The organism is Mesorhizobium huakuii (assembly GCF_014189455.1).
GTDB classification, from domain to species: Bacteria; Pseudomonadota; Alphaproteobacteria; order Rhizobiales; family Rhizobiaceae; genus Mesorhizobium; species Mesorhizobium huakuii_A.
Map to the genome: position 1 here is coordinate 5,304,577 of NZ_CP050296.1, position 21,442 is coordinate 5,326,018.

At 62.9% G+C, this 21,442-nt stretch carries 27 protein-coding genes and 1 pseudogene; 20 read left to right on the forward strand and 8 right to left on the reverse strand.

Annotation, left to right across the window (positions count from 1 at the left end; translation table 11 throughout):
- Positions 1–17 precede the first annotated feature (17 nt).
- Together HB778_RS25485 and HB778_RS25490 are read left to right on the forward strand one after the other, a co-directional pair.
- Entirely contained in the window at positions 18–629 is a 612-nt protein-coding gene (locus HB778_RS25485; RefSeq protein WP_183457936.1) for a hypothetical protein, read from the forward strand.
- Entirely contained in the window at positions 626–1,474 is an 849-nt protein-coding gene (locus tag HB778_RS25490; RefSeq protein WP_183457938.1) for a 23S rRNA (adenine(2030)-N(6))-methyltransferase RlmJ, read from the forward strand. Before HB778_RS25485 ends, HB778_RS25490 begins: the two co-directional genes overlap by 4 nt.
- Before the next feature lie 27 nt (positions 1,475–1,501).
- Here HB778_RS25490 and HB778_RS25495 read toward each other — a convergent pair whose 3' ends face one another.
- Positions 1,502–2,269, reverse strand: coding sequence for a helix-turn-helix domain-containing protein (locus HB778_RS25495; protein WP_095202572.1), 768 nt, complete (start codon positions 2,267–2,269; stop codon positions 1,502–1,504).
- Positions 2,270–2,386: 117 nt separating this feature from the next.
- On the opposite strand from HB778_RS25495, the gene HB778_RS25500 reads away from it, so the two are divergent.
- The 6 genes from HB778_RS25500 (at position 2,387) to HB778_RS25525 (ending at position 6,820) form a co-directional block, all read left to right on the forward strand.
- The gene (locus HB778_RS25500) at positions 2,387–2,809 is read left to right on the forward strand and encodes a VOC family protein (RefSeq protein WP_095202502.1); all 423 of its coding nucleotides are present in this window, start codon (positions 2,387–2,389) and stop codon (positions 2,807–2,809) included.
- 137 nt (positions 2,810–2,946) lie between these two features.
- Complete coding sequence (locus HB778_RS25505) at positions 2,947–3,399, forward strand: hypothetical protein (protein ID WP_095202501.1); 453 nt, start codon at positions 2,947–2,949, stop codon at positions 3,397–3,399.
- Between the two features lie 137 nt (positions 3,400–3,536).
- Positions 3,537–4,118: a TetR/AcrR family transcriptional regulator gene (locus tag HB778_RS25510; RefSeq protein ID WP_183457940.1), complete on the forward strand. Its 582-nt coding sequence runs from the start codon at positions 3,537–3,539 to the stop codon at positions 4,116–4,118.
- Complete coding sequence (locus HB778_RS25515) at positions 4,115–4,951, forward strand: DMT family transporter (protein WP_183457942.1); 837 nt, start codon at positions 4,115–4,117, stop codon at positions 4,949–4,951. The genes HB778_RS25510 and HB778_RS25515 overlap by 4 nt, the downstream gene beginning before the upstream one ends.
- Positions 4,952–4,956: 5 nt before the next feature.
- Positions 4,957–6,129 carry an MFS transporter gene (locus HB778_RS25520; RefSeq protein ID WP_183465218.1) on the forward strand — a complete coding sequence of 391 codons (1,173 nt, stop codon included), beginning with the start codon at positions 4,957–4,959 and terminating at the stop codon, positions 6,127–6,129.
- Positions 6,130–6,205: 76 nt separating this feature from the next.
- Positions 6,206–6,820, forward strand: a complete 615-nt coding sequence (locus tag HB778_RS25525; protein ID WP_183457944.1) for a LysE family translocator — start codon at positions 6,206–6,208, stop codon at positions 6,818–6,820.
- Positions 6,821–6,842: 22 nt separating this feature from the next.
- On the opposite strand, the gene HB778_RS25530 is transcribed toward HB778_RS25525, so the two are convergent.
- Both HB778_RS25530 and HB778_RS25535 read right to left on the reverse strand, forming a co-directional pair.
- Complete coding sequence (locus HB778_RS25530; protein ID WP_095202495.1) at positions 6,843–7,154, reverse strand: transcriptional regulator; 312 nt, start codon at positions 7,152–7,154, stop codon at positions 6,843–6,845.
- 475 nt (positions 7,155–7,629) lie between these two features.
- On the reverse strand, positions 7,630–8,076 hold the full coding sequence (locus tag HB778_RS25535) for a hypothetical protein (RefSeq protein WP_183457946.1): 447 nt from the start codon (positions 8,074–8,076) through the stop codon (positions 7,630–7,632).
- A gap of 455 nt (positions 8,077–8,531) precedes the next feature.
- Between HB778_RS25535 and HB778_RS25540 the strand changes: the two genes are divergently transcribed.
- The 3 genes from HB778_RS25540 to HB778_RS25550 all read left to right on the forward strand — a co-directional run bounded on the left by HB778_RS25540 (position 8,532) and on the right by HB778_RS25550 (position 10,142).
- Entirely contained in the window at positions 8,532–9,128 is a 597-nt protein-coding gene (locus HB778_RS25540) for a glutathione S-transferase family protein (RefSeq protein ID WP_183457948.1), read from the forward strand.
- 129 nt (positions 9,129–9,257) lie between these two features.
- Positions 9,258–9,641 carry a TfoX/Sxy family protein gene (locus HB778_RS25545; RefSeq protein ID WP_244661614.1) on the forward strand — a complete coding sequence of 128 codons (384 nt, stop codon included), beginning with the start codon at positions 9,258–9,260 and terminating at the stop codon, positions 9,639–9,641.
- Positions 9,642–9,854: 213 nt separating this feature from the next.
- The gene (locus HB778_RS25550; RefSeq protein ID WP_244662004.1) at positions 9,855–10,142 is read left to right on the forward strand and encodes a GFA family protein; all 288 of its coding nucleotides are present in this window, start codon (positions 9,855–9,857) and stop codon (positions 10,140–10,142) included.
- Positions 10,143–10,259: 117 nt separating this feature from the next.
- Here HB778_RS25550 and HB778_RS25555 read toward each other — a convergent pair whose 3' ends face one another.
- Positions 10,260–10,916, reverse strand: coding sequence for an outer membrane protein (locus tag HB778_RS25555; protein ID WP_183457952.1), 657 nt, complete (start codon positions 10,914–10,916; stop codon positions 10,260–10,262).
- Between the two features lie 413 nt (positions 10,917–11,329).
- On the opposite strand from HB778_RS25555, the gene HB778_RS25560 reads away from it, so the two are divergent.
- The 6 genes and pseudogenes from HB778_RS25560 to HB778_RS25585 all read left to right on the forward strand — a co-directional run bounded on the left by HB778_RS25560 (position 11,330) and on the right by HB778_RS25585 (position 16,461).
- Positions 11,330–12,094 carry an SDR family oxidoreductase gene (locus HB778_RS25560; protein WP_183457954.1) on the forward strand — a complete coding sequence of 255 codons (765 nt, stop codon included), beginning with the start codon at positions 11,330–11,332 and terminating at the stop codon, positions 12,092–12,094.
- A pseudogene (uvrC, locus tag HB778_RS25565) lies at positions 12,091–14,162 on the forward strand (excinuclease ABC subunit UvrC). The gene HB778_RS25560 and the pseudogene uvrC overlap by 4 nt, the downstream one beginning before the upstream one ends.
- A gap of 97 nt (positions 14,163–14,259) precedes the next feature.
- A complete protein-coding gene (gene pgsA, locus HB778_RS25570) occupies positions 14,260–14,856 on the forward strand; it encodes a CDP-diacylglycerol--glycerol-3-phosphate 3-phosphatidyltransferase (RefSeq protein ID WP_013896263.1) in 597 nt (198 codons plus the stop codon).
- Position 14,857: 1 nt separating this feature from the next.
- Positions 14,858–15,115, forward strand: a complete 258-nt coding sequence (moaD, locus tag HB778_RS25575) for a molybdopterin converting factor subunit 1 (RefSeq protein ID WP_183457956.1) — start codon at positions 14,858–14,860, stop codon at positions 15,113–15,115.
- Between the two features lie 5 nt (positions 15,116–15,120).
- A complete protein-coding gene (locus HB778_RS25580) occupies positions 15,121–15,600 on the forward strand; it encodes a molybdenum cofactor biosynthesis protein MoaE (RefSeq protein ID WP_183457958.1) in 480 nt (159 codons plus the stop codon).
- A 96-nt stretch (positions 15,601–15,696) separates the two neighbouring features.
- Positions 15,697–16,461 carry a YbaY family lipoprotein gene (locus HB778_RS25585; RefSeq protein WP_183457959.1) on the forward strand — a complete coding sequence of 255 codons (765 nt, stop codon included), beginning with the start codon at positions 15,697–15,699 and terminating at the stop codon, positions 16,459–16,461.
- Between the two features lie 62 nt (positions 16,462–16,523).
- On the opposite strand, the gene ndk is transcribed toward HB778_RS25585, so the two are convergent.
- Positions 16,524–16,946 carry a nucleoside-diphosphate kinase gene (gene ndk / locus HB778_RS25590; protein WP_008875017.1) on the reverse strand — a complete coding sequence of 141 codons (423 nt, stop codon included), beginning with the start codon at positions 16,944–16,946 and terminating at the stop codon, positions 16,524–16,526.
- 107 nt (positions 16,947–17,053) lie between these two features.
- On the opposite strand from ndk, the gene HB778_RS41680 reads away from it, so the two are divergent.
- The gene (locus HB778_RS41680; RefSeq protein ID WP_244661615.1) at positions 17,054–17,497 is read left to right on the forward strand and encodes a DUF2934 domain-containing protein; all 444 of its coding nucleotides are present in this window, start codon (positions 17,054–17,056) and stop codon (positions 17,495–17,497) included.
- A gap of 83 nt (positions 17,498–17,580) precedes the next feature.
- Here HB778_RS41680 and HB778_RS25600 read toward each other — a convergent pair whose 3' ends face one another.
- Positions 17,581–18,273 (reverse strand): glutathione S-transferase family protein, encoded by a 693-nt coding sequence (locus HB778_RS25600; protein WP_183457961.1) that lies wholly within the window; start codon positions 18,271–18,273, stop codon positions 17,581–17,583.
- Between the two features lie 67 nt (positions 18,274–18,340).
- Here HB778_RS25600 and HB778_RS25605 point away from each other — a divergent pair, with 67 nt between their 5' ends.
- The gene (locus tag HB778_RS25605) at positions 18,341–18,853 is read left to right on the forward strand and encodes a DinB family protein (RefSeq protein ID WP_183457963.1); all 513 of its coding nucleotides are present in this window, start codon (positions 18,341–18,343) and stop codon (positions 18,851–18,853) included.
- A 23-nt stretch (positions 18,854–18,876) separates the two neighbouring features.
- On the opposite strand, the gene HB778_RS25610 is transcribed toward HB778_RS25605, so the two are convergent.
- Both HB778_RS25610 and HB778_RS25615 read right to left on the reverse strand, forming a co-directional pair.
- Complete coding sequence (locus HB778_RS25610; protein WP_183465220.1) at positions 18,877–19,503, reverse strand: GNAT family N-acetyltransferase; 627 nt, start codon at positions 19,501–19,503, stop codon at positions 18,877–18,879.
- Between the two features lie 28 nt (positions 19,504–19,531).
- Complete coding sequence (locus HB778_RS25615; protein ID WP_183457965.1) at positions 19,532–20,491, reverse strand: LysR substrate-binding domain-containing protein; 960 nt, start codon at positions 20,489–20,491, stop codon at positions 19,532–19,534.
- A 111-nt stretch (positions 20,492–20,602) separates the two neighbouring features.
- On the opposite strand from HB778_RS25615, the gene HB778_RS25620 reads away from it, so the two are divergent.
- Positions 20,603–21,439: a hypothetical protein gene (locus HB778_RS25620; protein WP_183457968.1), complete on the forward strand. Its 837-nt coding sequence runs from the start codon at positions 20,603–20,605 to the stop codon at positions 21,437–21,439.
- The last annotated feature ends 3 nt before the right edge of the window (positions 21,440–21,442 follow it).

Genomic DNA, 21,442 nt, shown 5'->3' on the forward strand with positions numbered 1-21,442 from the left:
GCAAGGTGAGTGTCTGAATGCGCTTTCTGTTTGTCCTGATCCTGCTCGCCGGCACCGGCATCGGCCTTCTCTATCCCTGGGCGATGACCAATTTTTCCGGGCGCGAGATCGGCACTTGGCGCGTCTATGAGCAAGGCCGCTTCAAGCCGTTGACCGTGTCGCTCGCAGGCCGCGATGCGCCGGTGCGGGTGCTGGTCGACCTGACCGCGCGGGCCGAACGCATCGTTTCGCAGCAGCGCACGGTGTTGACGCTGACCGCCGCCAGCAACGGCCGCACGGTGCTTGCCTCGACGTTGCAGTTCAACCACGTCGACAACCCGCGCCAGGTCAGCCCGCAGCTGCCCGACAAGATCTTTCGCGATGAGGGCGGCGTGATCGCGACGGTCAGCCCCGGTCCTTACCTCTTCACCGTCGGTCCAGGCGATGCCGAGGACATCCCGATGCGAGCGGTCGATCTCATCTTGCGCTCCGGTGTCGGCGAAACCGACCGGCGTGCGCGGCCGGTCGGCTTCTCCTTGATGGCGATCGGTTTGATCGGCTTCCTGCTGTCCTTGCGTTCTGGTGGTAGCCGGCCGGACAATCCGAACTCGCAACCACCGCCGCCGCGTTGGGGCAGGGGGCCTAAGTGAACTACCGCCACGCCTACCACGCCGGAAATTTCGCCGACGTCGTCAAGCATGTCGTGCTGACGCGCCTGCTCGACTATCTCAAACAGAAGGACAAGGCGTTTCGCGTCGTCGACACCCATGCCGGCATTGGCCGCTACGATCTGTCGTCACTCGAGGCGCAGAAGACCGGCGAGTGGCAGGGCGGCATCGGCAGGCTGATCGATGCCTCGTTCGACGCGAAGGCGGGCGCGCTGCTGGCGCCTTATCTGGAGGCGGTGCGCTCGCTCAATCCCGGGGACGGCTTGAAGAAATATCCGGGCTCGCCACTGCTCGCGCGCCAGCTCCTGCGCAAGCAGGATCGGCTGTCGGCGATTGAACTGCACCCGAAAGACGCCGCCAAGCTGAAGGCGGAATTCGCCGGCGATTTCCAGGTGAGGGTGATGGAACTCGATGGCTGGCTGGCGCTTGGCGCGCATCTGCCGCCGAAGGAGAAGCGCGGCCTGGTGCTCATCGATCCGCCCTTCGAGGAGGAGGGCGAGTTCGATCGACTCGTCGACGGTCTCATAAGGGCACACAAGCGCTGGCCCGGCGGCATCTATGCGCTGTGGTATCCGATCAAGGACCGCAAGGCGGTGATCGCCTTCAGGAAGGCGCTGAAGCAATCCGGCATCCCGAAAATTCTCGACATAGAATTCGAGATCAGGCTGGCGTCGCTAGAGCCCAGCCTCGATGGCAGCGGCATGGTGGTGGTCAACCCGCCCTTCACGCTGGAAGGCGAATTGCGAACGGTGTTGCCAACCCTGCACAAATTGCTCGCCGTGGAAAAGCCGGCGCACTGGTCGCTGGAATGGCTTGCTGGGGAGTAGGTGGGCATGGCGTCGGCGGAGGCGCTGCTACACCCCGGTGGCAGCCAGCACCGACGGCGTGATGCCGGAGAGCCGCCTGCTTTCGCGTATCAAATGGGCCTGGTCCGCATAGCCGGCCTCGATCGCTAAGACCGCGGTCGAAGCATCGCCAGATATCTGCCGCAGGCGCCTGAAGCGGTGGAAGCGCAGGATCCGGTCAAGCGTCTTCGGGCCGTAGCCGAAACTTTCCTCGAAACGCCGCCGCAGCGTCCGTTCGCTCATATGCAGGGAGCGCAGGAGGAAAGGCACCAGCGGCTTGTCGGCCGGCAGACCCCGGTCGATCAGGTCAAAGGCAAAGCCCATGCCCGCATCGGGCGCATGGTGGTCTTGCGCGTATGCGCCGATTGCCTTCTCCAACTGTCCCACTAGCTTGGCGAGATCGGGCGTGGCCTGGACGCGGCCCGCCAGATGGCTTGCCCTCGTGCCCCAGAGCTCACTGAGGTCAAGGCGTTCTCCCACGAGTTGGTTAGCCGGCACGCCCAGCCAACCGGCCGCCGCCCCCGGCCGGAATCTGAATCCGACAATCGTCGCTGCTGAGGGCAGTACCTCGATCTGCGGCTCCCGGTCCGGTCCCGCGACCCGGAACCGGCCGTCGATCCACTGCAGGTCGATCGTCGCATCCGGCGTTATCACGACAGGCGGAGCGTCCTGGTCGCGCATGCGGTGGACCCAGACGGACGCGAAAGCGGCACCCAGCCGTCTCTCTGCGGGCCGTTCCTGGAAAAAGCCGGTGGTCTGCGCCAGTACCGCTTCCATCCCTTCAGCCTTCGTCAGCCCCGCTATTCCATTTTGGCCGAAATCTTCAAGGCGTGCCGCTCCCGCCATGGCAAACCGACACCGTGCAAGTCCCGAATATAGAAAGGAGAACCCAAAATGAAAGCTCGCATCAGTGTCATCACGCTTGGTGTCGACAGTCTGGAAGCGTCGCTCGAGTTCTACCGAAACGGCCTCGGGCTTCCGACCGAAGGCATCATCGGCAGGGAGTTCGAGCACGGCGCCGTCGCCTTCTTCGATCTGCAGAATGGTTTGAAGTTCGCGATCTTTGAACGCTCCAACATCGCTGTTGACGCCGGCATCGCCCAGACCGGCCGCAGCCCGACCGAATTCACCATCGGTCACAATGTCACCAGCGAGGCCGAGGTCGATGCCGTGATGGCTCAGGCCATCAGCGCTGGCGCGCGCCTCGTCAAGCCGGCGCAAGATACGTTCTGGGGTGGCTATGCCGGCTATTTCCAGGATCCGGATGACCATCTTTGGGAAGTCGTCTTCAACCCTGCCTTTCTTCCCGAGGACTGATACTGGAGAGGAACGCGTAGCCGCTAGGTACGTTGGTAGACGCTCCAGATCGTTTCTGGAAACCATTGTTTCGGCAACCGCTTGACCGCTGCCAAGCGAATCCGCACAGTGCGCGCAATCGACCTTGAGAGGCTGCCATGACTCGCTTCGCCAAATCCGCTCTTGCTGCCCTGATTTCGTTCTGCACGCCGCTTGCCGCGCCGCTCGGCGTCACCCAGGCAGTGCACGCGGCCGACCTTGGCGTCTATGCCGACGACGATGGCGGCGTCTGCGGCCAGCCCTGGGTGTTGAGCAAGATCACCAGCCGCTTCTCCTACCAGGTGCATCACGTGCCGCATCTGCCGGATGTGCAGATCACTGATTTCCAGCGCATCCATCAACACCGCTATCTGCCGGCCAACGATACCTGGCCGATCGGCCGCCGCTATTGCGGCGCCACCGTCAGCCTTTCCGACGGCCGCGCCCGCACCATCTGGTACCTGATCGAGGAAGGCCAGGGCTTTGCCTCGATCGGCGACAATGTCGAGTTCTGCGTCTCGGGCTTCGACCGCTGGATGGTCTATAACGGCCGCTGCCGCGTCCTGCGCTAGACGCAGCCTACCGATTTTCGATTTCCTTTAGCGCCTGCGGCTCGATCGGCCGCAGGCGTTTTTCGTGCCGTGTTGACACAAGGCGTGATCCATCACATAAATATGAGACAGACCTGTCTCATCACTTGGTAAGCGCCGTGACACCGTCACCTGTCTCCGACAAACGCCAGCATGTCGTCGAAACCGCCTACGCACTGTTCAAGCGCGCCGGCTTCCATGCCACCGGCATCGACCGGATTATCGCCGAGGCCGACGTGGCCAAGATGACGATGTATCGCCATTTCCCCAGCAAGGACGAACTGATCGTCGCGGTGCTCGACTATCGCGCCAGGCGGTTCGACGATCAGCTCGACCGGCTTGCTGAGAAGAACATCACGCCCGAGCAGAAAATCGCAGAGATTTTCGACTGGCACGGGCACTGGTTCCGCAGGCCGGATTTTCATGGCTGCCTGTTCGCGCATGCGCTGGCCGAATTCGGCGATCCCGGGCATCCGGTGTTCGAGGCTGTCGCCAGGCAGAAGAATGGCTTGAGGCAGCGCATGCGGTCGATCCTCGTGCAGGTGATGCCGCGCGGGCGGGCCGAGAACGTGGCGGCGACGCTGTTGATGCTGATCGAAGGCGCGACCCTGATGGCGCAGATGGGGCAGGCCGAGACCGCCCTTCGTGAAGCCCGCAAGACCGCCCTCGACATCGTCGCTGCCTCGCGCAGGCCGCAATGAGCCCGCTGGTCATCGGACTCGCGCTCTTCGCCGCGATCCTGCACGCAAGCTGGAATGCTTTCCTGCCAACCGGCGCCGACAGGTTGTGGACCGTCACGGTCATGAGCTTCTCCAGCACGGCGCTGGCCATTCCTCTGGCCATCTTCAACGGTTTTCCGGCCACATCGGCCTGGCCCTATGTTGCGCTGTCGGCCTGCCTGCAGGTCGGCTACAGCGTGTTTCTGGTGGCCGCTTACCGATATGGCGAATTGGGACAGGTCTACCCGATCGTTCGCGGCAGCGTGCCTCTGCTCGTCACCCTTGGCGGCTTCCTGCTCGCCGGCCAGCAGCTCACCGTTCTGGAGACCGTCGGCGTTGCCCTGGTCGGTGGCGGCATCATGGGTCTTTCGCTCGGATGCGGAAGAGCCGCCACGACATCGATCCTTTATGCGCTGGCAACGGGAGCCATCATCGCTGCCTATGCGACGGTCGATGCGATCGGCGTTCGTGCGGCGAATAATGTCGGCGCCTACACCGCCTGGGTCCTGCTGGCCTATGGCGGGTTGCTGCCGGCGACTTTCGTCGCCAGTCGCGGCCGGCTCGTTGTCGACCCGCGGGCGCCGGAGACCTGGAAGGCACTGGGCGGCGGCCTGTTCGCGCTGCTGGCCTATGGCGTCGTGGTGGCGGCCTTCGCGCTCGGGCCTGCCGGTCCGATCACCGCGATCCGCGAGACCAGCGTTGTCTTCGCGGCCTTCATAGGACGGCTGTTTCTCGGCGAGACGCTGACGCCCCGGCGGGTCGGCGCCTGCGCCGTCGTCGCGCTCGGCGCCATCTGCTTGGGTTATCAATCGTGACGGCAATGCATACGCCTGCCGGCACGCGTGCCACCGCCATCGACAATGGTCTGCTTGCCATACTCGCTGTTGCCGCGGGCCTGACCGTCGCCAACAATTACTACAACCAGGCGATGCTCGGCCTGCTGGCGCATCAGTTCGCTCTGTCCGCCGGTGCGGTTTCCGCACTTCCCGTCGTGACGCAGCTCGGCAACGTCGTCGGCATCCTGTTTCTGGCGCCGCTCGGCGATAGGCTCGAGCGGCGTTCCCTCATCCTGGCGACGACGGCGGCACTGGTCGTCGCGCTTGCCGGTGCCGCACTGGCGCCCAGCTTTCCCTGGCTGGTCGTCGCCGGCATCGGCATTGGTCTGTTCGCCACGGTCACGCAGCAGATCGTGCCGCTCGCCTTGCACCTGGCGGCACCGCATGAGCGCGGCCGTGTGCTTGGCATCGTCACCGGCGGCATTCTCGTCGGCATCCTGCTTGCCCGCACCGTCAGCGGTTTCATCTCGGACATTTGGGGATGGCAGGCCGTCTTCTCGGCCGCCGCCGCATTGATGCTTGCCACCTGTGCCGCGCTCGCATGGCGTCTGCCGCGCGTCGAGCCGGTCACCGATCTAAGTTATGGCAGGTTGCTCGGCTCGCTGTGGACACTGCTGCGCACGCACCGCATCCTGCGGCAGGCGATCGTCGTGCAGGCGCTGATCTTCGCGGCCTTCATCGGCTTCTGGTCGACGCTCGCTCTCGCCTTCGACGCCGCTCCCTATCATTTCGGCGCCACGGCTGTTGGCCTGATGGCGCTGGTCGGTGTTGCCGGTGCGCTTGCGGCTCCGCTCGCCGGCCGCTTCGCTGACCGGCGCGGACCTCATGTGATCGTCTCGATCGGCGCCGGCCTGGTGGTTGCCGCCTTCGCCATCCTTGGCCTGTTTGAGGGATCGCTGGCGGCGATGATCGTCGCTGTGCTGATCCTTGATCTCGGCGTGCAGTCGTCGCAGGTCGCCAACCAGGCGCGCATCCATGCTCTCGATCCGACCGCGCGTAGCCGCCTGAACACCATCTTCATGGCGACGATGATTCTCGGTGGCGCCTTCGGCTCGGGTCTCGCGGGACTTGCCTATTCGGCGTGGGGCTGGAGCGGCACCTGCCTGTTCGGCGCGGTATCCGCCGCGGCTGCACTGCTGGTGTCACGAAGGCCCTGAACTTTCGGGCTATCGCCGGCAGGCAAATCGGTTAACCCTCTCACCCGAGAGCAACGCATCATTTTCGGGAACCCTCATGGATCTTGCCACCATCCTTGCCTTCGCGGCCGCCTTCTTCGTCTTCGCCGCCAGCCCTGGCCCCGACAACATGACCATCGTCGCCCGCACGATCTCCAGCGGTGCGGCGTCGGGCATCGCCTACGGCGCCGGCACCGTGGTCGGCATCCTCATCTTCCTGACGCTCGCTGCCTTCGGCCTGTCGATCATCGCCGCCAAGATGGCAATCGTCATGACGGTGCTTCGTTATGGCGGAGCGGCCTATCTGATCTGGATGGGTATCAGGCTGTGGACGGCCGTGCCCGTTGTGCCGGAGCTGCAGCCCGTCTCCGGGCGGCGCGGGCTGCTGACGATCTTCGCCACCGGCGTCGCGCTCAACCTCGGCAATCCGAAAATGCCGTTATTCTATGTGGCGCTGTTGCCCAACGTCGTCGGAGCCTCGCTCACATCAGCCCATCTCGGCATCCTGGTCGCGGTGATCCTGGCCGTCGAGATCGTGGTGATCGGCGGGCATGTCGTTCTCGCCGGCCGCGCCCGCAGTCTGTTGCGCACGCCCAGGATCGTGCGACGGGTCAACCGCGCGGCGGGCGGCGTGATGATTGGCGCCGGCGTTGCCGTGGTCGCCACGCGTTGAGAGAAAGCGCTCAATCGCAGTGCTATTTCCTGCGTCGCGCCGGCTCGGCCTGATCGATGATCTTGCGAAGAAAGGCGATATGGCCGCGAAAGGCCCGCCGCCCAATCGTCGTTGCCTTGATCCGGGTCTGCGGCCGTCGCCCGACGAAGAGCTTTTCAACATCGACATAGCCCGCTCTGGCCAGCGTATCGATGTGCGCTCCGAGATTTCCATCGGTAGCTTCGATCATGGCCTTCAACTGGCTGAACTCCAGTGCCTCACGTCTTTCCAGCGTGTTCAGGATGGCCATGATCCTGAGCCGTATGCTCTGATGGATGATCTCGTCAGCGCTCACCGATGGGCTCCAATGCGGCAAAGCCTTGGGCCGTCGCCATGGGGCTCGGCAACCTCGGCAGCGGTAGCTCCTGTGCAGAATACTCTGCTACACAGAGTATTCTGTCAACTTGTCAGCAGTTGACGGAAGCATGCTTGACAAGGTGATCATCAGATTGGTCGTCGCATCGCGCTCGTGATCCGCATGGGTCGTTCGCTTGCAAAAGATGATCGCCTCGATGAGGCGGCAGGTCATGATATTCGCGGCCGAAGATCATGCGTGAAGCTACTCGCTAATCTTCGCAGCGTCATGATGGCTTCGCATCGAGAATGCCGGTGTGAAATTGCTGGCGGTATCAGAAGATCAACAGCGGATTTTTGCGATGATCAGTGCGATCGTGTGTCGATCTCAACGAAAATTTAAGCTGAGAAAATCATACCATTGCTTCGCTGGCTAGCGAGCCGCGAGTCAGATATGCATTGCGCGCCGGGGTCATTCACGGCCATCGGCATAACGTGAAGGGGCATGACATGGCTAAGCAGTCATCTAAAGCGCCGGCATCCAAGGCACCGGCAAAGAAAGCACCCGCAAAAGCAGTCGCGGCGAAGGCCGCAACAGCAGTGAAGAAAGCAGCGCCTGCGAAGGCAGCGGCGAAGCCCGCAGCGAAAGCAGCACCGGCCAAGAAGCCGGCAGCGGCCAAGGCTGTGGCGAAGCCCGCAGTGAAGAAGGCAGCGCCCGCCAAGGCAGCGGCAAAGCCCGCCGCTAAGGCAGCACCGGCGAAGAAGCCTGCAGCCAAGGCGGCGGCAAAACCCGCGGCCAAGAAAGCAGCGCCTGCCAAGGCTGCGGCAAAGCCCGCCGCTAAGGCAGCGGCAAAGCCGGCTGTCAAAGCAGCAGCGGCCGCGACAAAGCCTGCGGTGAAGAAAGCCGCCGCGCCGAAGGCCAAGGCAGCGCCTGCGAAGGCGAAGGCTCCGGCCAAGAAGTAGACCGGTCGTTGGGGCGTCGCGTGTCCTTCGGGGCTCGGCAAGGACGCTCTGACGCACTGGATCGAAAACAAGTCGGCGGCGGGTTCAGCCCTGAGGGCTGAACATCGGGATGGGACCGAGGGGCAAGCAAAGCGAGGCGGCGGTTGGCTGCCTCGCTTGCCCTTTGGATTGTTTCCTTGCTGCGGTCGGCGAAGGCCCCGGCGCGATGCCTGGGGTTGGTGCGATACGGATGCAGGTTTGAAATCCCGTCAGCCTGCGGTCCGCGCGCGCTCGTATTTCCAGCGTACCAGTTTGTCCGTGATATCTGGAGCGGAAACCGCAACCGGTTACCTGGCTGCTGTTTTTCTGCGTTCTGGCGGTTGATCGCAAGCGCCCGTCCAGTCAACACTGGACGCCTGCAAACAGGAAACCGATCATGCCGAAGCTGCTCTACGCATCCACCTCTCCTTACAGCTCGAAGGTAAGGATGGCCGCGGCCTATGCCGGGATCGCGATCGATCTGGTGCCGGTCAAGACAGAGGACAAACCGGCCGAGCTGATCGGCGCCAATCCGCTCGGCAAGATCCCGGTGCTGATGCTCGACGATGGCCGCTCGATTCACGACAGCCGCGCCATCACCCAGCACCTCAACCGGATTTCGAAGAACGCCTTGTTCCCGCGCAATCCCGACAAGCGGCTGGAAGCGGAAGTGCTGGAGGCGCTGGCCGACGGTATCTGCGATTGTGCGCTGTCGATGGTCTATGAGCGCCGCACCCGGCCTGAGGAGATGGTCTATCAGCCCTGGCTCGACCGACAGTGGGCGAAGATCACAGCCGCGCTCGATCTGCTCAATGCCAACCCACCAAAACTGCCGAAGAAGATCACCGCCGGTCAGATGGCGTTGCGTGCCTGCCTCGGCTATCTCTCCCTGCGTTTCGCCGGCAAATGGGAAAAGGGCCGTGGCCGGTTGACCCGCTGGGCGGCGCGTTTCGACGAGAAGTTTCCGGAGCTGAAGCCGGCGGTTCCTGCGTGAAGTAACGCGTTGGTCTTCAAGGTTGGCGATTGGCGAAGGCCAGCGTGACAGCTCGCGCCTCACTCTCCACCTTGAACCGCCGCCTGCTTCCGTGCTTGCTTGTAACCACGCAATTGCGGAGTGGCGAGCATGGCAAAGTCAGTCATCAAAACCAGCGCGGCCTCCGATCCCATGGTCGAGCGCCTGCGCGCCGCCCTCGGTCAGCACGCCTTCACCGAACAGAAGATGTTCGGCGGCACCTGCTTCATGCTCAACGGCAACATGCTTATCGGAACCTCGAAGCGCGGGCTGTTGGTTCGCGTCGGCAAGGCCGCGCATGCGGAGGCGGCAACGCGTCCCCATGCGCGACCGATGGAGATGGGTGGGCGTTCGATGGAGGGCTACGTCCATGTTGCGCCGGAAGGCACGGCGACTGAAACCGATCTCGCCGGCTGGCTCGATCGCGCGCTGACCTTCGTCGAGACGCTGCCGCCGAAATCGAAGCCAGCCAAGGTCGCAAAGCGGCATACGTAAGCCGGTCGCGCGGCCTAGTCTGCGTCGGTTGGTGTCGGCAGGTGGGCTCACCGGCAAAGCTGGCGGGAGGAGGCAAATGGCGTTTCTGGCGGGGCGTTGTATGTGCGGGGCGGTTGGCTGGACCTACTCCGGAGACACCACGCGCAATCTGGTCTGTCACTGCGTTGACTGCCAGCGCGCGCCACGTCCTCCCCCTTGACGGCCTTCCTGGGGATGAGGCGGGAGCACCTGAACTGGACCGGTGATATCGTGCACTATGAGAGCAGCCCCGGGACGTTCCGGGGATTTTGCCCGACCTGCGGCACAAGGCTCTATTTCCGCTCTGGGAGATGGCCTTCGGAGGTTCATGTCCACGCCGCGACGATGACCGATCCGGGCGAATACCAACCAGACGCGCAAGTCTTCATTGGCTCGCGGATGAAATGGCTCGACCGGCTGCGGTCGCTTCCCGCCCATCGGGGTTTTCAGCAAGCTCCGGAGGGTTCTGCCGAGACGCCCTGAGGGCGGAACCTGCACGGTCCAGTTTGTTGCCGTCTCGCACAAAGTTCTCGAAACCGGCACAGGCAATAAAAAAGCCGGGCGCGAGGCCCGGCTTTTTCGTGTCGTGGCTTGAACGACTTAGAACTTCATACCGACGCCGAAGGTGACGCGGTTGTCGGTGGCCTTGACCTTGCCGATACCGTCGAAGCTCTTGCTACCGAAGTCGGTGTAGCGGTACTCGACACGGCCGAACACATTGTCGGTCAGCTTGATGTCGGTGCCGACGCCGGCGGTCCAGCCGAGCATGGTGGCGCGGTCGCTGGCGTTGAGATCGCTATCTTCCACCTTCAGGCTTTTGCCGGCGAGACCGCCGGTGCCATAGAGCAGGATTTCCGGGGTCACGGCGTAGCCGAGACGGGCACGCAGCGAGCCTTCGAAGCCGCCCTTGGAGTGGATGCCGTTGTCGTCACCCTTGACGCCGTTGTAGCCGAGTTCGGCTTCACCGCCGTACACGAAGTTCTCCTGCTGCCACTGATAGCCGCCGAAGACGCTGCCGACGAAACCCTTGGTGTCGGTTTCGAAGCCCTGATCCTTCTCCTTGGTACGGCCGCTGAAGCCATAGCCAAGATTGATACCGGCATAGGGGCCGGCCCAGGATGCGACGGGCAGTTCGGCAACCGGTGCGGGTGCCGGCGGCTCTTCCTGGACGACGTCTGCGGCATAGGCAGTACCACCGAGGGCGAAGAGCCCGAGCGCAACGGCCAACGGCCGTGCGAATTTGAGATTGGCTTGCATTGTTCTTTACTCCTTAAGCCACAGGACACAGGCTTGTTTCTCACGATCGCCATCAACCCGTCCGGGGGGTGAAACGGATCTGGCGTTCGTCGGTTCCAAATGTCGTGTCAAAATGCGGCTGAAGCGAACCTGAACTTGGGTCATTACCCGGCGCGAATGAGGCGGAACCTTGACGTTGCATCTTCGCAACAGCGAAATGTCAGCAGCCATTTCATGCTGCGCTGCACACCGCTTGGTGCAAGGAGTCCTGCGTCCTATATTGCGGTCCGGCGGGTCCGACTCCAAGACGAGTCGGCATGCCGAACCGGGCGTTTCGCCACAATGCTGCCCCAGGTGCGAATGCCGTTTAACGCATGCAGGGCCATATTTCGTCGGCGTCGTGTTTTCGGGCCGAAATTGAGGATTGACAGCAGATGAGCAAAGCCACTGCCGCGGCGCTGGTGACGGGCGGGGCGAAACGGATCGGCAAGGCAATCGTCGAAGACCTTGCCAGCCATGGTTTTGCTGTCGCCATCCACGCCAATCGCTCGAGCGATGAGGCGGATGCCTTGGCGGCAGGAATCAACCTGTCCGGCGGTCGCGCCGCCGTGGTAAGCGCCGACCTGACAGACATGGACGCCGTCAGCGACCTCGTCGGCCAGGCTGAAGCCGCGCTGGGCCCAATCTCGCTGCTGGTCAACAACGCGTCGCTCTTCGTCGATGATTCCGTTGAGGATTTCGACTGGCAGGCCTGGGACCGCCACTTTGCCATTCATGTGAAAACCCCGGCGCTGTTGGCGCAGAATTTCGCCCGCTCTTTGCCGGAGGGGCAGGAGGGGCTGATCGTCAACATCATCGATCAGCGGGTCTGGCGCCCGACTCCGCGCTATTTCTCCTATGCGCTGTCCAAGTCGGCTTTGTGGACCCAGACGCAGATGCTGGCGCAATCGCTCGGCCCGCGCATTCGTGTCAACGCGATCGGTCCCGGCCCGACGCTGAAAAATGTGCGCCAGGACGATTCCGACTTTGACGCACAGCTCGCCGGCCTGATCCTGAAGCGCGGCCCGCAATTGTCGGAATTCGGCGCCACCATCCGCTATCTCTGGGATGCGCGCTCGGTCACCGGTCAGATGATCGCGCTCGATGGCGGCCAGCATCTTGCATGGCAGACGCCCGATGTGACAGGCATGACGGAATGAGTCCTCTGGATCCCAAGAACAAGGCGCGCGGCGGCGCCGACGATCTGCCTCCCGATATCGACCTCGAGGACGAGGCGCTGGAGGATATCGTCGAGCCGGCCGGCCCGGATGTCGCATTCACGGCCATCGACTGGACGCCGCATGCCGGCGACGCCGAAGGCATGGTCGGTGCCGAGGTGATCCAGACGCTGGTCAAGCGGCTGCCCAACGCGCCCGGCGTCTACCGCATGATGAACGCCGCCGGCGACGTGCTCTATGTCGGCAAGGCGCGCAGCCTGAAGAAGCGCGTCACCAACTACGCGCAAGGCCGGTTCCACACCAACCGCATCGGCCGCATGGTGCGCGAGACGTCGACGATGGAGTTCGTCGTCACCCGCACCGAGATCGAAGCGCTGTTGCTCGAAGCCAATCTTATCAAGCGCTTGCGGCCGCGATTTAATGTTCTGATGCGGGACGACAAGTCGTTCCCCTTATATTCTCCTGACCGGCGACCACGCGTCGCCCGGCATCTACAAGCATCGCGGCGCGCGGTCGCGCAAGGGCGACTATTTCGGCCCCTTTGCCTCGGCCGGCGCCGTCGGCCGCACCATCAATTCGCTGCAGCGCGCCTTCCTGCTGCGCAGCTGCACCAACTCGTTTTACGAGAACCGCACGCGGCCGTGCTTGCTCTACCAGATCAAGCGCTGCGCCGGCCCCTGCACCGGCGAAATCTCGCATGAGGGCTATGCCGAACTGGTCGCCGAGGCGAAGGATTTTTTGTCCGGCCGCAGCCAGAAGGTGAAGACCGAGATTTCGGCCGCCATGCAGCAGGCGTCTGAAGACCTCGATTTCGAACGCGCCGCCATCTATCGCGACCGGCTGGCGGCCCTGTCGCATGTGCAGAGCCATCAGGGCATCAATCCGGCGACCGTCGACGAGGCCGACGTCTTCGCCATCCATCAGGAAGGCGGCCAGGTCTGCATCCAGGTGTTCTTCTTCCGCACCGGCCAGAACTGGGGTAACCGCGCCTATTTCCCGAAAGCCGATCCTGCCTTGGAGGCCGCCGAGGTGCTGGGCTCGTTCCTGGCGCAGTTCTATGACGACAAGCCGACGCCGCGTGCCATTCTCTTGTCGCACACCGTCGAAGACCAGGAATTGCTGGCCGAGGCGCTCTCCACCCGCGCTGGCCGCAAGGTGGCGATCTCGGTGCCGCAGCGCGGCGAGAAGAAGGACCTGACCGACAACGCCCTGCAGAACGCCCGTGAGGCGTTGGGCCGCAGGCTGGCCGAAACCTCGACGCAAGGGCGCCTGCTTGCCGGTTTCGCCGAGACCTTCGGCCTGGCCAAGCCGCCGGTGCGCATAGAGGTCTACGACAACTCGCACATCATGGGCACCAACGCGGTCGGCGCCATGGTCGTGGCGGGACCGGAAGGTTTTGTAAAAAACCAGTACCGGAAATTCAACATCCGCTCGACCGAGATCACGCCGGGCGACGATTTCGGCATGATGCGCGAGGTGATGGAGCGGCGTTTTTCGCGATTGCTCAAGGAGCATGGCGATGTTGCCGTGGCCGACGATGCGGCAGCGGGCGAGGCGCCCGATGATATCGAAGACGATATCTCCGGCAGCTTCCCGGCCTGGCCCGACGTCATCCTGATCGATGGCGGCCAGGGTCAGATGACGGCGGTGCGCAAGATTCTCGCCGATCTCGGCATCGAGGATCGCGTCGTGGCGATCGGCATCGCCAAGGGGCAGGACCGCGATGCCGGCCGCGAGCGCTTTTTTCGTCAGGGGCAGGGACTCGTTTTCGCTGCCGGTGCGCGACCCCGTGCTCTATTTCGTCCAGCGCCTGCGCGATGAGGTCCATCGCTTCGCCATCGGCTCGCACCGGGCGCGGCGCAAGAAGGAGATGGTCAAGAGCCCGCTCGACGAGATTGCCGGCATCGGCCCGGGCCGCAAGCGCGCACTGCTGCTGGCATTCGGCACCGCCAAGGCGGTCAGCCGTGCCGCTATCGAGGATCTGAGGAAAGTCGACGGCATTTCAGAACAGGTCGCCAAGCTGGTCTATAATCATTTCCACGAAAGTTAGAAAATTCGGCAGTTTCAGCTGGCCTGTCGAATCTGGCCTGTTGACCCCCTACATTGCCTTCTGATTTGAGTACGCAGGCAGAAAGAGTCCACCAGATATGGCCCAGCGCGCGTTCAACCTGCCCAACATGCTGACCTACGCCCGCATCATCGCGGTGCCGCTGGTCGTGCTGTGCTTTTTTCTCGAAGGCCATCTGAAATCGAGCGACTTCGCCCGCTGGTCGGCGCTGGTCATTTTCCTGCTGGCGTCCATCACCGATTATTTCGACGGCTATTTTGCCCGCGCCTGGCAGCAGACCTCCAACATCGGCAAGATGCTCGATCCGATCGCTGACAAGCTGCTGGTCGCCACGTGCCTTTTGCTGCTTGCGGCCGATACCGACCGCCACGCCGGCATTGCCGGCTGGTCGCTGTGGGCGGCGATCATCATCCTGTGCCGCGAAATCCTGGTTTCGGGCCTGCGCGAATATCTGGCGGCGCTCAAGGTCTCGGTGCCGGTGACGCAGCTTGCCAAGTGGAAGACCACCATCCAGATGGTCGCCATAGCCTTCCTGCTGGCGGGGCCGGCCGGTGACAAGATCTTTCCCTTGACCACGCAGACCGGCCTGGTGCTGCTGTGGATCGCGGCACTCGTCACGCTTTACACCGGCTACGACTATTTCCGCGCCGGCCTCAAGCACATTATGGACGAGTGAGATGACGACCCGCCTCATCTATTTTGCCTGGGTGCGCGAACGGATCGGCACGTCGGAGGAAGACGTCGAATTGCCCAAAGGCATCGAGACGGTCGCCGACCTCTTGCGCTGGCTGCAATCGCGCGGCGAAGGCTACGAAAACGCACTGCAATATCCCGACGTGATCCGCGTTGCCATCAACCAGGAACATGTCGACCACCGCGAGAAGATAGCGGGCGCGCGCGAGATCGCCCTGTTCCCGCCGATGACCGGGGGCTGATACCGATGTCGGCCGTCCTGGTGCCGAGCGTGCGCATCCAGCGCCAGGATTTCGACGTCGCCGCCGAGATCGCCGGGCTGACGCAAGGCCGCGCCGACATCGGCGCCGTGGTCACTTTCTCCGGTCTTTGCCGGGACGAGCAGGGCGCGCTCTCGGCACTGGAGCTTGAGCACTATCCCGGCATGGCGGAGGCCGAGATCGGCCGCATCGCCACCGAGGCGGTGCAGCGCTGGCCGCTGCAGGGCCTCACCGTCATCCACCGCCATGGCAAGATCGCGCCGGGGGAGAACATCGTGCTGGTGGTGGCCGCCTCGGCGCATCGCCAGGCGGCGTTCGAGGCGGCGAACTTCCTCATGGATTATCTGAAGTCACGCGCACCCTTCTGGAAGAAGGAGCACCGCACCGATGGTTCCGAGGGCGGCTGGGTCGAGGCCAAGGAGGCCGACACCCAAGCGGCGAAGCGCTGGAAATCGCCCTCCGAATAAATCCCTGTCGCAGCCATGCATTGACCGCAATCCTTTGGCCAATTGGGTAAGGTTGATCAGCCCGGGGATAGGCAAACCGGGGCAAGGGAGGTGGTCATGCTGGGCAGGCTCGCGGAGTTCTTCGTCTTCGGTTTCGTGCCTCTGGTCGTCGGCATCCTGGCGGCGCCGGAACTGTCCGTGGCCGCCGAAAAGGCGGTGAGGGGCGAGGTGATCTATCGCGAGCGCATCGCCCTGCCTCCCAGCGCCGTGCTTTCCGTCCAGCTTGCCGATGTCTCGCTGGCCGATGCGCCGGCCAAGATCATCGGCGAGCAGACTGTGAAGCCGGCTGGCCAGGTGCCGATCAGCTTCGAGATCAAGTTCGATCCGTCTGTGATCCAGCCGCAAATCACCTATGCACTGCAGGCCCGCATCATCGTCGACGGCAAGTTGATGTTCATCTCCGATGTGCGCCATCAGGTCGATCCGCTGACCGATGCGCCGCAGACCATCATGCTCAAGATGGTTGCGCCGGGCACCGAGCCGACGGCTTCCGTCTTTGGTCAGCTCTGGGTCGTCGACTATGTCGACGGCATTGGCGCCATCGCCGCGCCGCAGGCGACGTTCCGGATCAGCGAGGCGGGCAAGGCCGGCGGCAGCGGCCCCTGCAACACCTATTTCGCCACCGCCAAGGTCGATGGGCAGGCGATCGCCATCAGCGAGATCGGCTCGACCTACAAGGCCTGCGCACCCGAGGTGATGGCCGAGGAAAAGGCGTTGTTCGATGCCTTGGCCAAGGCGGCGTCCTACAAGGTCGATGCCGGCAAGCTTGCCATATCAGACAAGGACGGCCGCGAGATCCTGCGCTTCAGCGCCGCGAGCTGATTGCCAAATGAAAAAGGCCGGCGAAGCGCCGGCCTTTCCAAATCAGACTTGATGATATCGGTTCAGCCGACGATCTCGGTGTCCGAGAACCAGTACTTGATCTCCTGCGCGGCGGTTTCCGGCGCGTCGGAGCCGTGCACCGAATTCTCGCCGATCGACAGCGCATGCACCTTGCGGATGGTGCCTTCGGCGGCGTTGGCCGGATTGGTGGCGCCCATCACTTCGCGGTTCTTGGCAATGGCGTTCTCGCCTTCCAGCACCTGGACGATCGTCGGAGCCGACGACATGAATTCAACCAGTTCGCCGAAGAACGGACGGTCCTTGTGGACGGCGTAGAAGCCTTCCGCCTCGCGGCGGCTCATCCACACGCGGCGCGATGCGATGACGCGCAGGCCGGCGTCTTCCAGCATCTTGGTGATGGCGCCGGTGAGGTTGCGCCGGGTTGCGTCCGGCTTGATCATGGAAAAGGTGCGTTCGAGCGCCATGGGTCGTCCTTGTCTGAGAATGGAATTGAGAGTGGCGGGCTCTATACAAGCCGCCCGGAGCCAGAGCAAGGGGTGAGGAGCGGTCGGCAAAGCGGACGGAAAGCCAATTGCTTGGCTTTCCGAGTGACGAACGCCCGAAGCGGCAGCGAAGGGCCGGAACAGTGCGTGTTTCTATGCAAGGCTGGTGTCGACAAGGCGAGCCAGGAGGCAAGATCAGATGGCTGCACAGCAACGCTTTGCTTGCTATAGTCGTGTTTCGGCGCCGCGCTGAAGTCGGCCCGAATGGAGACAACATGACCATGACAGACGATCGTCAGGAGCGCATTCGCAACCGCGCACATCAGATCTGGCAGGAAGAAGGGCAACCGGCCGGCCACCACGAACGCCATTGGCACCAGGCGGCAGCCGACATCGATCGTGAGGATGCGGGGAAGAAGCCGGCCAAGAAAGCATCTGGCGCCGGCAAGGCAAAAGCCGCCCCCAAGGAAGAAAAGGCTGCCACGAAAGCCAGCAAGCCGAAGACCAGCAAACCAAAGAAGGCGGCCAAGTAAGGCCCGCTGTTCCGCAGCTGATTTTCGCCACGGATTGACGGCGCTCAAGCTGCCTTGCGGGCAGGGCAGGCGTTTTGCGGCCGTCAGGCCGCTGCGGCAACCTTTCGCCCCAGCCCGCCATGCAGGTCGAGGCAGCGGCCGAACCATTGCGCCACGACGTCGCTGTTTTCGAGCAGCTGATAGGGCGTGGCGATGCGCGCCCATTGCAGCGCGCCAAAGACGATATAGTCCGCAAACAGCGGCGCGGCGCCGCCGATGAAGGGCTGGTAGCTCAGCATCGAGCGCAGTGGCTCAAGCGACGCCTGAAACGCCGCCAACCCGGCGTCGCGCGCCGCGACGACGTCTTCCAGCCGCCTGCCCAGGCGCTGCTCACGGCTCTGGCGGAAATAGGCAGCGTTCTCCTCGTCCTGCATGGTGTGGAGGTCGATGAGCGCCGCGGTGGTGACATAGGGATGGATGGTCAATTGCGACCAGCGTTCGATGAAGCGCGCCATCGCTTTGCCGCCTTCGCCGCCAAACAGCGTCGGCCGGTCCGGATAGGCCTCGTCGAGATAGAGCGCGATGGCGAAGGAATCGATGACGACCTTGTCGCCGTCGCGGATCACTGGAACGGTTTTCGAAGCGCCGCCCTCGATGCCGGGGACCTCGAGAAAACGCGTCGGCGCGGTTGAGATATCGAGCCCCTTGTGAGCCAGCGCCATCGTTGCCTTCCAGCAATGCGGGCTGAACGGACGGCTCTCATCGCGCCCGACGAGATCATAAAGCAGAATGGTCATTGGCGCGGGTCCCTTTGCGGTCTAGGTATCGCTCGCGACATCCCGAAACGGGGCGGCGGGAGAAACGATGAAACAGCACTTCATGATGTTTGCGGCGTACAATCAATGGGCCAATGGCCGCATCTACGATGCCGCCGCCGATCTCGACGATGAGGAATTCAATCGCGATGTCGGCGCCTTTTTCGGCTCGCTGATGGGCACGCTCAACCACCTGCTCGCCGCCGATCGCATCTGGATGAAGCGCTTCACCGGCGAAGGCGATGCGCCGACGGCGCTGGATGTCGTCCTGCACCGGGTCTTGCCCAATTTGAGGATGGCGCGCGAGGCGGAGGACCGGCGGATCATCGACTGGCTCGGCGGCTTGAGCGACAAGGCGCTATCGGGACGCTTCACCTACATGACGGTGTCGGACATGCGCACTGTCTCGCAGCGTCTGGCGCCCGCGCTGGCGCATGTCTTCAACCACCAGACCCACCATCGCGGCCAGGCGCATATGATCCTTACGGTTCTGGGCCGTCCTTCCGTGCCGCTCGATCTGGCGCACTTCCAGCGCACCGAAGAGGGCAGGGCTTTCGCCTGATCCAGGCAAGCGGCCTGCGTCGACTATCGCCGCATCTTCTGCAGAAGCATGGCCTTCACATCAGGCCATTCGGAATCGATGATGCTGAACCGCACGGAATTGCGTTTCCGGCCGTCCGGCATGATCCGCTCATTGCGAACGATCCCCTCCTGCTTTGCCCCTATCCGTAGAATGGCCGCTCTCGATGCGTCATTGAGTTCATCTGTGGTGAACTGCACCCGCACACACGCCATGACCTCGAAGGCATGGGCCAGGAGAAGGTACTTTGCTTCGGTGTTGACCCCTGATCGCTGAACCGAAGCGCTGAGCCACGTGTGCCCAATCTCCAATTTTCTGTTCATGCGATCGATCTTCCAGAACCGCGTACTCCCGCAGATCGCTCCCGTGCCGTGCAGGACGATTGTATAAGGCATGACAGTCCCGGCCCGCCGTCCAGCCAGGGCGCAGGCTACATAGTCATCGATCGTGGCTGGCCCGGGAACCACGGTGGCCGTCAGGTTCCACAGCTCACCGTCCGCGGCTGCACACAGAAGACCCTGCGAATGCCCCGGCTGAAGCGGCTTGAGTTCAACAATTTTGCCGACCAGGGCGGGTTGTATGGATTGGACGTCCATTAACCGTTGGTCCTCAATTTTCTGACCGGCGGTCATCGGGAACAATTGGGGGCTGATCCGAAATTCAGACAGCTTCGGAAGCCAGGTCGCGGATTTCGCTATCCAACTGGCGTTGGGTCAAGGCTGCTTCCGCCATGACCCATTGTTTGAACAGCAGCACCTTGCGTGCGGCAAGGCTCTTGTTGGGGGAGACGAAATACCAGCCTGCACTGTTTGGATGGTGGACGGCGAAAGGAGCAATCAGCCTCTCGGCTCGTATGTCGCTGGCCATATAGGCACGGTTGGCCACGGCAAAGCCCATTCCGGCATTGGCCGCCTCGTAAGACATCATGCACGAGTCGAAATAGATGCTTTTGGTTTCGCTGAGCACGAAGCTGGCGCCGGCGAAACCAAGCCAGGATTGCCAGTTCTGGGTGCAGGTGTCGGAATGCAGCAGCGTGAAGTGTTTGAGGTCGTCCGGCGTCACCCTTGACACAGGCTTGTGGCCGAGAACCTCATGGAACAGCTTGCGGCTGCACACCGGTGTCAGGTCTTCCCTAAACAGCAGATCGGATGGCAGCCCGTTGAAGTGGCCGTCGCCATAACGGATTTCGAGATCGAAATCGGAGGTCGTGAACTCATGCGTCGCGTAGGAGGTCGAAACCCGCATCACGATATCGGGATATTGCCGCTGGAACTCCGGCAGGCGTGGAAACAGCCAGCGCGCGGCGAAGGTCGGCAGCACGGATATCTTCAGCACATGTTCCTGCGATTGCCCGGTCGCCTCCATGCTGGCGGCGACGATCCGCTCCAGCGCCTCGCGAACGCGCGAGACATAGGTCTCGCCTTCCGGCGTCAGCGACACCGCATTGCCGCCGCGCTGAAAGATCTTGAAGCGCAGCTGATCCTCCAGGCTTTTGACGCGCTGGCTGACCGCTGAAGCGGTGATGAACTGCTCTTCGCCGGCGCGCGTGAAATTCCCGTGGCGCGCAGCACTCTCCACGATTTTCAGCGAATTGAGGTTGACCTGACTGAGCAGACGCACGGGTTTCGACCTTAAGCTGGGCTTACAGTAGCACCAGCATTCCTAATTTTACAGGGGGGGCTAATTTAATCGACTGTTAACCAAGTGTTTGCCCCCACTTGGAGAAGTACAATGAACGCACATACCATACCCGAACTGCGCTATGCGATGAGCCGCGAGGCCATTATCGGCCATGAGACCGCCTGGAAAATATCGAGTTTCGGCGTTGCGCAGTACCTGCACGGCTATGACCCGGCACTGCTTGCCGCGATCGAGGAGGCCGCCCTGAAGCTCAAGGACAGCCATGCCGTGCACAAGCACCTCGACCTGACCTTCATCACCGGGGCCGACCGTTTCATTCCCGAAATCAAGGAGTTGCTGCACGACAAGCTGCGCCTGGAGCGGCTGTCGGACATGATGGGCACGAAGCTGGAGCCCTATCCGCTGTCGATCGTCGGCTCCACCGTCACCTTCATGAATCCAAGGGATGGTGCCGTCGAATGGCATTGCGATGGCGTTCCGGTCACCGAGCTCATTCCGCTGTCGATCAGCAATCCGCTGGTCGGCGGCCATCTCGAAATCTATTGCGACGATTCCGAGACCGGCCGCGCCATCCTCGAATCCGGCCGCGAGATTCCGCGCAACCGCATCATGCGCATCGATCACAAGATGAATTACGCGACGCTCGGGCAGTTCCTTGGCGTCCTGCATCGCACGGCGCCGATCCAGTATGGCGAGCGCGTCACCCTGGTGCTCAACCAGCGTTCGGTGGCCAAGCCGTATGTCGACGACAACCGCATGTTCTATCTTGCCGCCGACAATGACCATGACCGCGAATGGGTCAACGAACTGGCTGAAGACGTTTGGACCAACCAGCTGCCGGCCTATCGCCGGTTCGAGGCGGAGCATCCCACGCCCGCCCCGGTTGCCGAAGCACAGGTTCCGGGCGGAGCCAGGGAATCATGGTAGCGC

What these genes read in the sequence shown, in the direction of transcription:
- HB778_RS25485 (WP_183457936.1), top strand. Translation starts at nt 18, where the DNA reads ATGCGCTTTCTGTTTGTCCTGATCCTGCTCGCCGGCACCGGCATCGGC.
- HB778_RS25495 (WP_095202572.1), bottom strand. Translation starts at nt 2,269, where the DNA reads ATGGAAGCGGTACTGGCGCAGACCACCGGCTTTTTCCAGGAACGGCCC.
- HB778_RS25500 (WP_095202502.1), top strand. Translation starts at nt 2,387, where the DNA reads ATGAAAGCTCGCATCAGTGTCATCACGCTTGGTGTCGACAGTCTGGAA.
- HB778_RS25505 (WP_095202501.1), top strand. Translation starts at nt 2,947, where the DNA reads ATGACTCGCTTCGCCAAATCCGCTCTTGCTGCCCTGATTTCGTTCTGC.
- HB778_RS25515 (WP_183457942.1), top strand. Translation starts at nt 4,115, where the DNA reads ATGAGCCCGCTGGTCATCGGACTCGCGCTCTTCGCCGCGATCCTGCAC.
- HB778_RS25520 (WP_183465218.1), top strand. Translation starts at nt 4,957, where the DNA reads ATGCATACGCCTGCCGGCACGCGTGCCACCGCCATCGACAATGGTCTG.
- HB778_RS25525 (WP_183457944.1), top strand. Translation starts at nt 6,206, where the DNA reads ATGGATCTTGCCACCATCCTTGCCTTCGCGGCCGCCTTCTTCGTCTTC.
- HB778_RS25540 (WP_183457948.1), top strand. Translation starts at nt 8,532, where the DNA reads ATGCCGAAGCTGCTCTACGCATCCACCTCTCCTTACAGCTCGAAGGTA.
- HB778_RS25545 (WP_244661614.1), top strand. Translation starts at nt 9,258, where the DNA reads ATGGCAAAGTCAGTCATCAAAACCAGCGCGGCCTCCGATCCCATGGTC.
- HB778_RS25550 (WP_244662004.1), top strand. Translation starts at nt 9,855, where the DNA reads ATGAGGCGGGAGCACCTGAACTGGACCGGTGATATCGTGCACTATGAG.
- HB778_RS25555 (WP_183457952.1), bottom strand. Translation starts at nt 10,916, where the DNA reads ATGCAAGCCAATCTCAAATTCGCACGGCCGTTGGCCGTTGCGCTCGGG.
- HB778_RS25560 (WP_183457954.1), top strand. Translation starts at nt 11,330, where the DNA reads ATGAGCAAAGCCACTGCCGCGGCGCTGGTGACGGGCGGGGCGAAACGG.
- pgsA (WP_013896263.1), top strand. Translation starts at nt 14,260, where the DNA reads ATGGCCCAGCGCGCGTTCAACCTGCCCAACATGCTGACCTACGCCCGC.
- moaD (WP_183457956.1), top strand. Translation starts at nt 14,858, where the DNA reads ATGACGACCCGCCTCATCTATTTTGCCTGGGTGCGCGAACGGATCGGC.
- HB778_RS25580 (WP_183457958.1), top strand. Translation starts at nt 15,121, where the DNA reads ATGTCGGCCGTCCTGGTGCCGAGCGTGCGCATCCAGCGCCAGGATTTC.
- HB778_RS25585 (WP_183457959.1), top strand. Translation starts at nt 15,697, where the DNA reads ATGCTGGGCAGGCTCGCGGAGTTCTTCGTCTTCGGTTTCGTGCCTCTG.
- ndk (WP_008875017.1), bottom strand. Translation starts at nt 16,946, where the DNA reads ATGGCGCTCGAACGCACCTTTTCCATGATCAAGCCGGACGCAACCCGG.
- HB778_RS25600 (WP_183457961.1), bottom strand. Translation starts at nt 18,273, where the DNA reads ATGACCATTCTGCTTTATGATCTCGTCGGGCGCGATGAGAGCCGTCCG.
- HB778_RS25605 (WP_183457963.1), top strand. Translation starts at nt 18,341, where the DNA reads ATGAAACAGCACTTCATGATGTTTGCGGCGTACAATCAATGGGCCAAT.
- HB778_RS25610 (WP_183465220.1), bottom strand. Translation starts at nt 19,503, where the DNA reads ATGACCGCCGGTCAGAAAATTGAGGACCAACGGTTAATGGACGTCCAA.
- HB778_RS25620 (WP_183457968.1), top strand. Translation starts at nt 20,603, where the DNA reads ATGAACGCACATACCATACCCGAACTGCGCTATGCGATGAGCCGCGAG.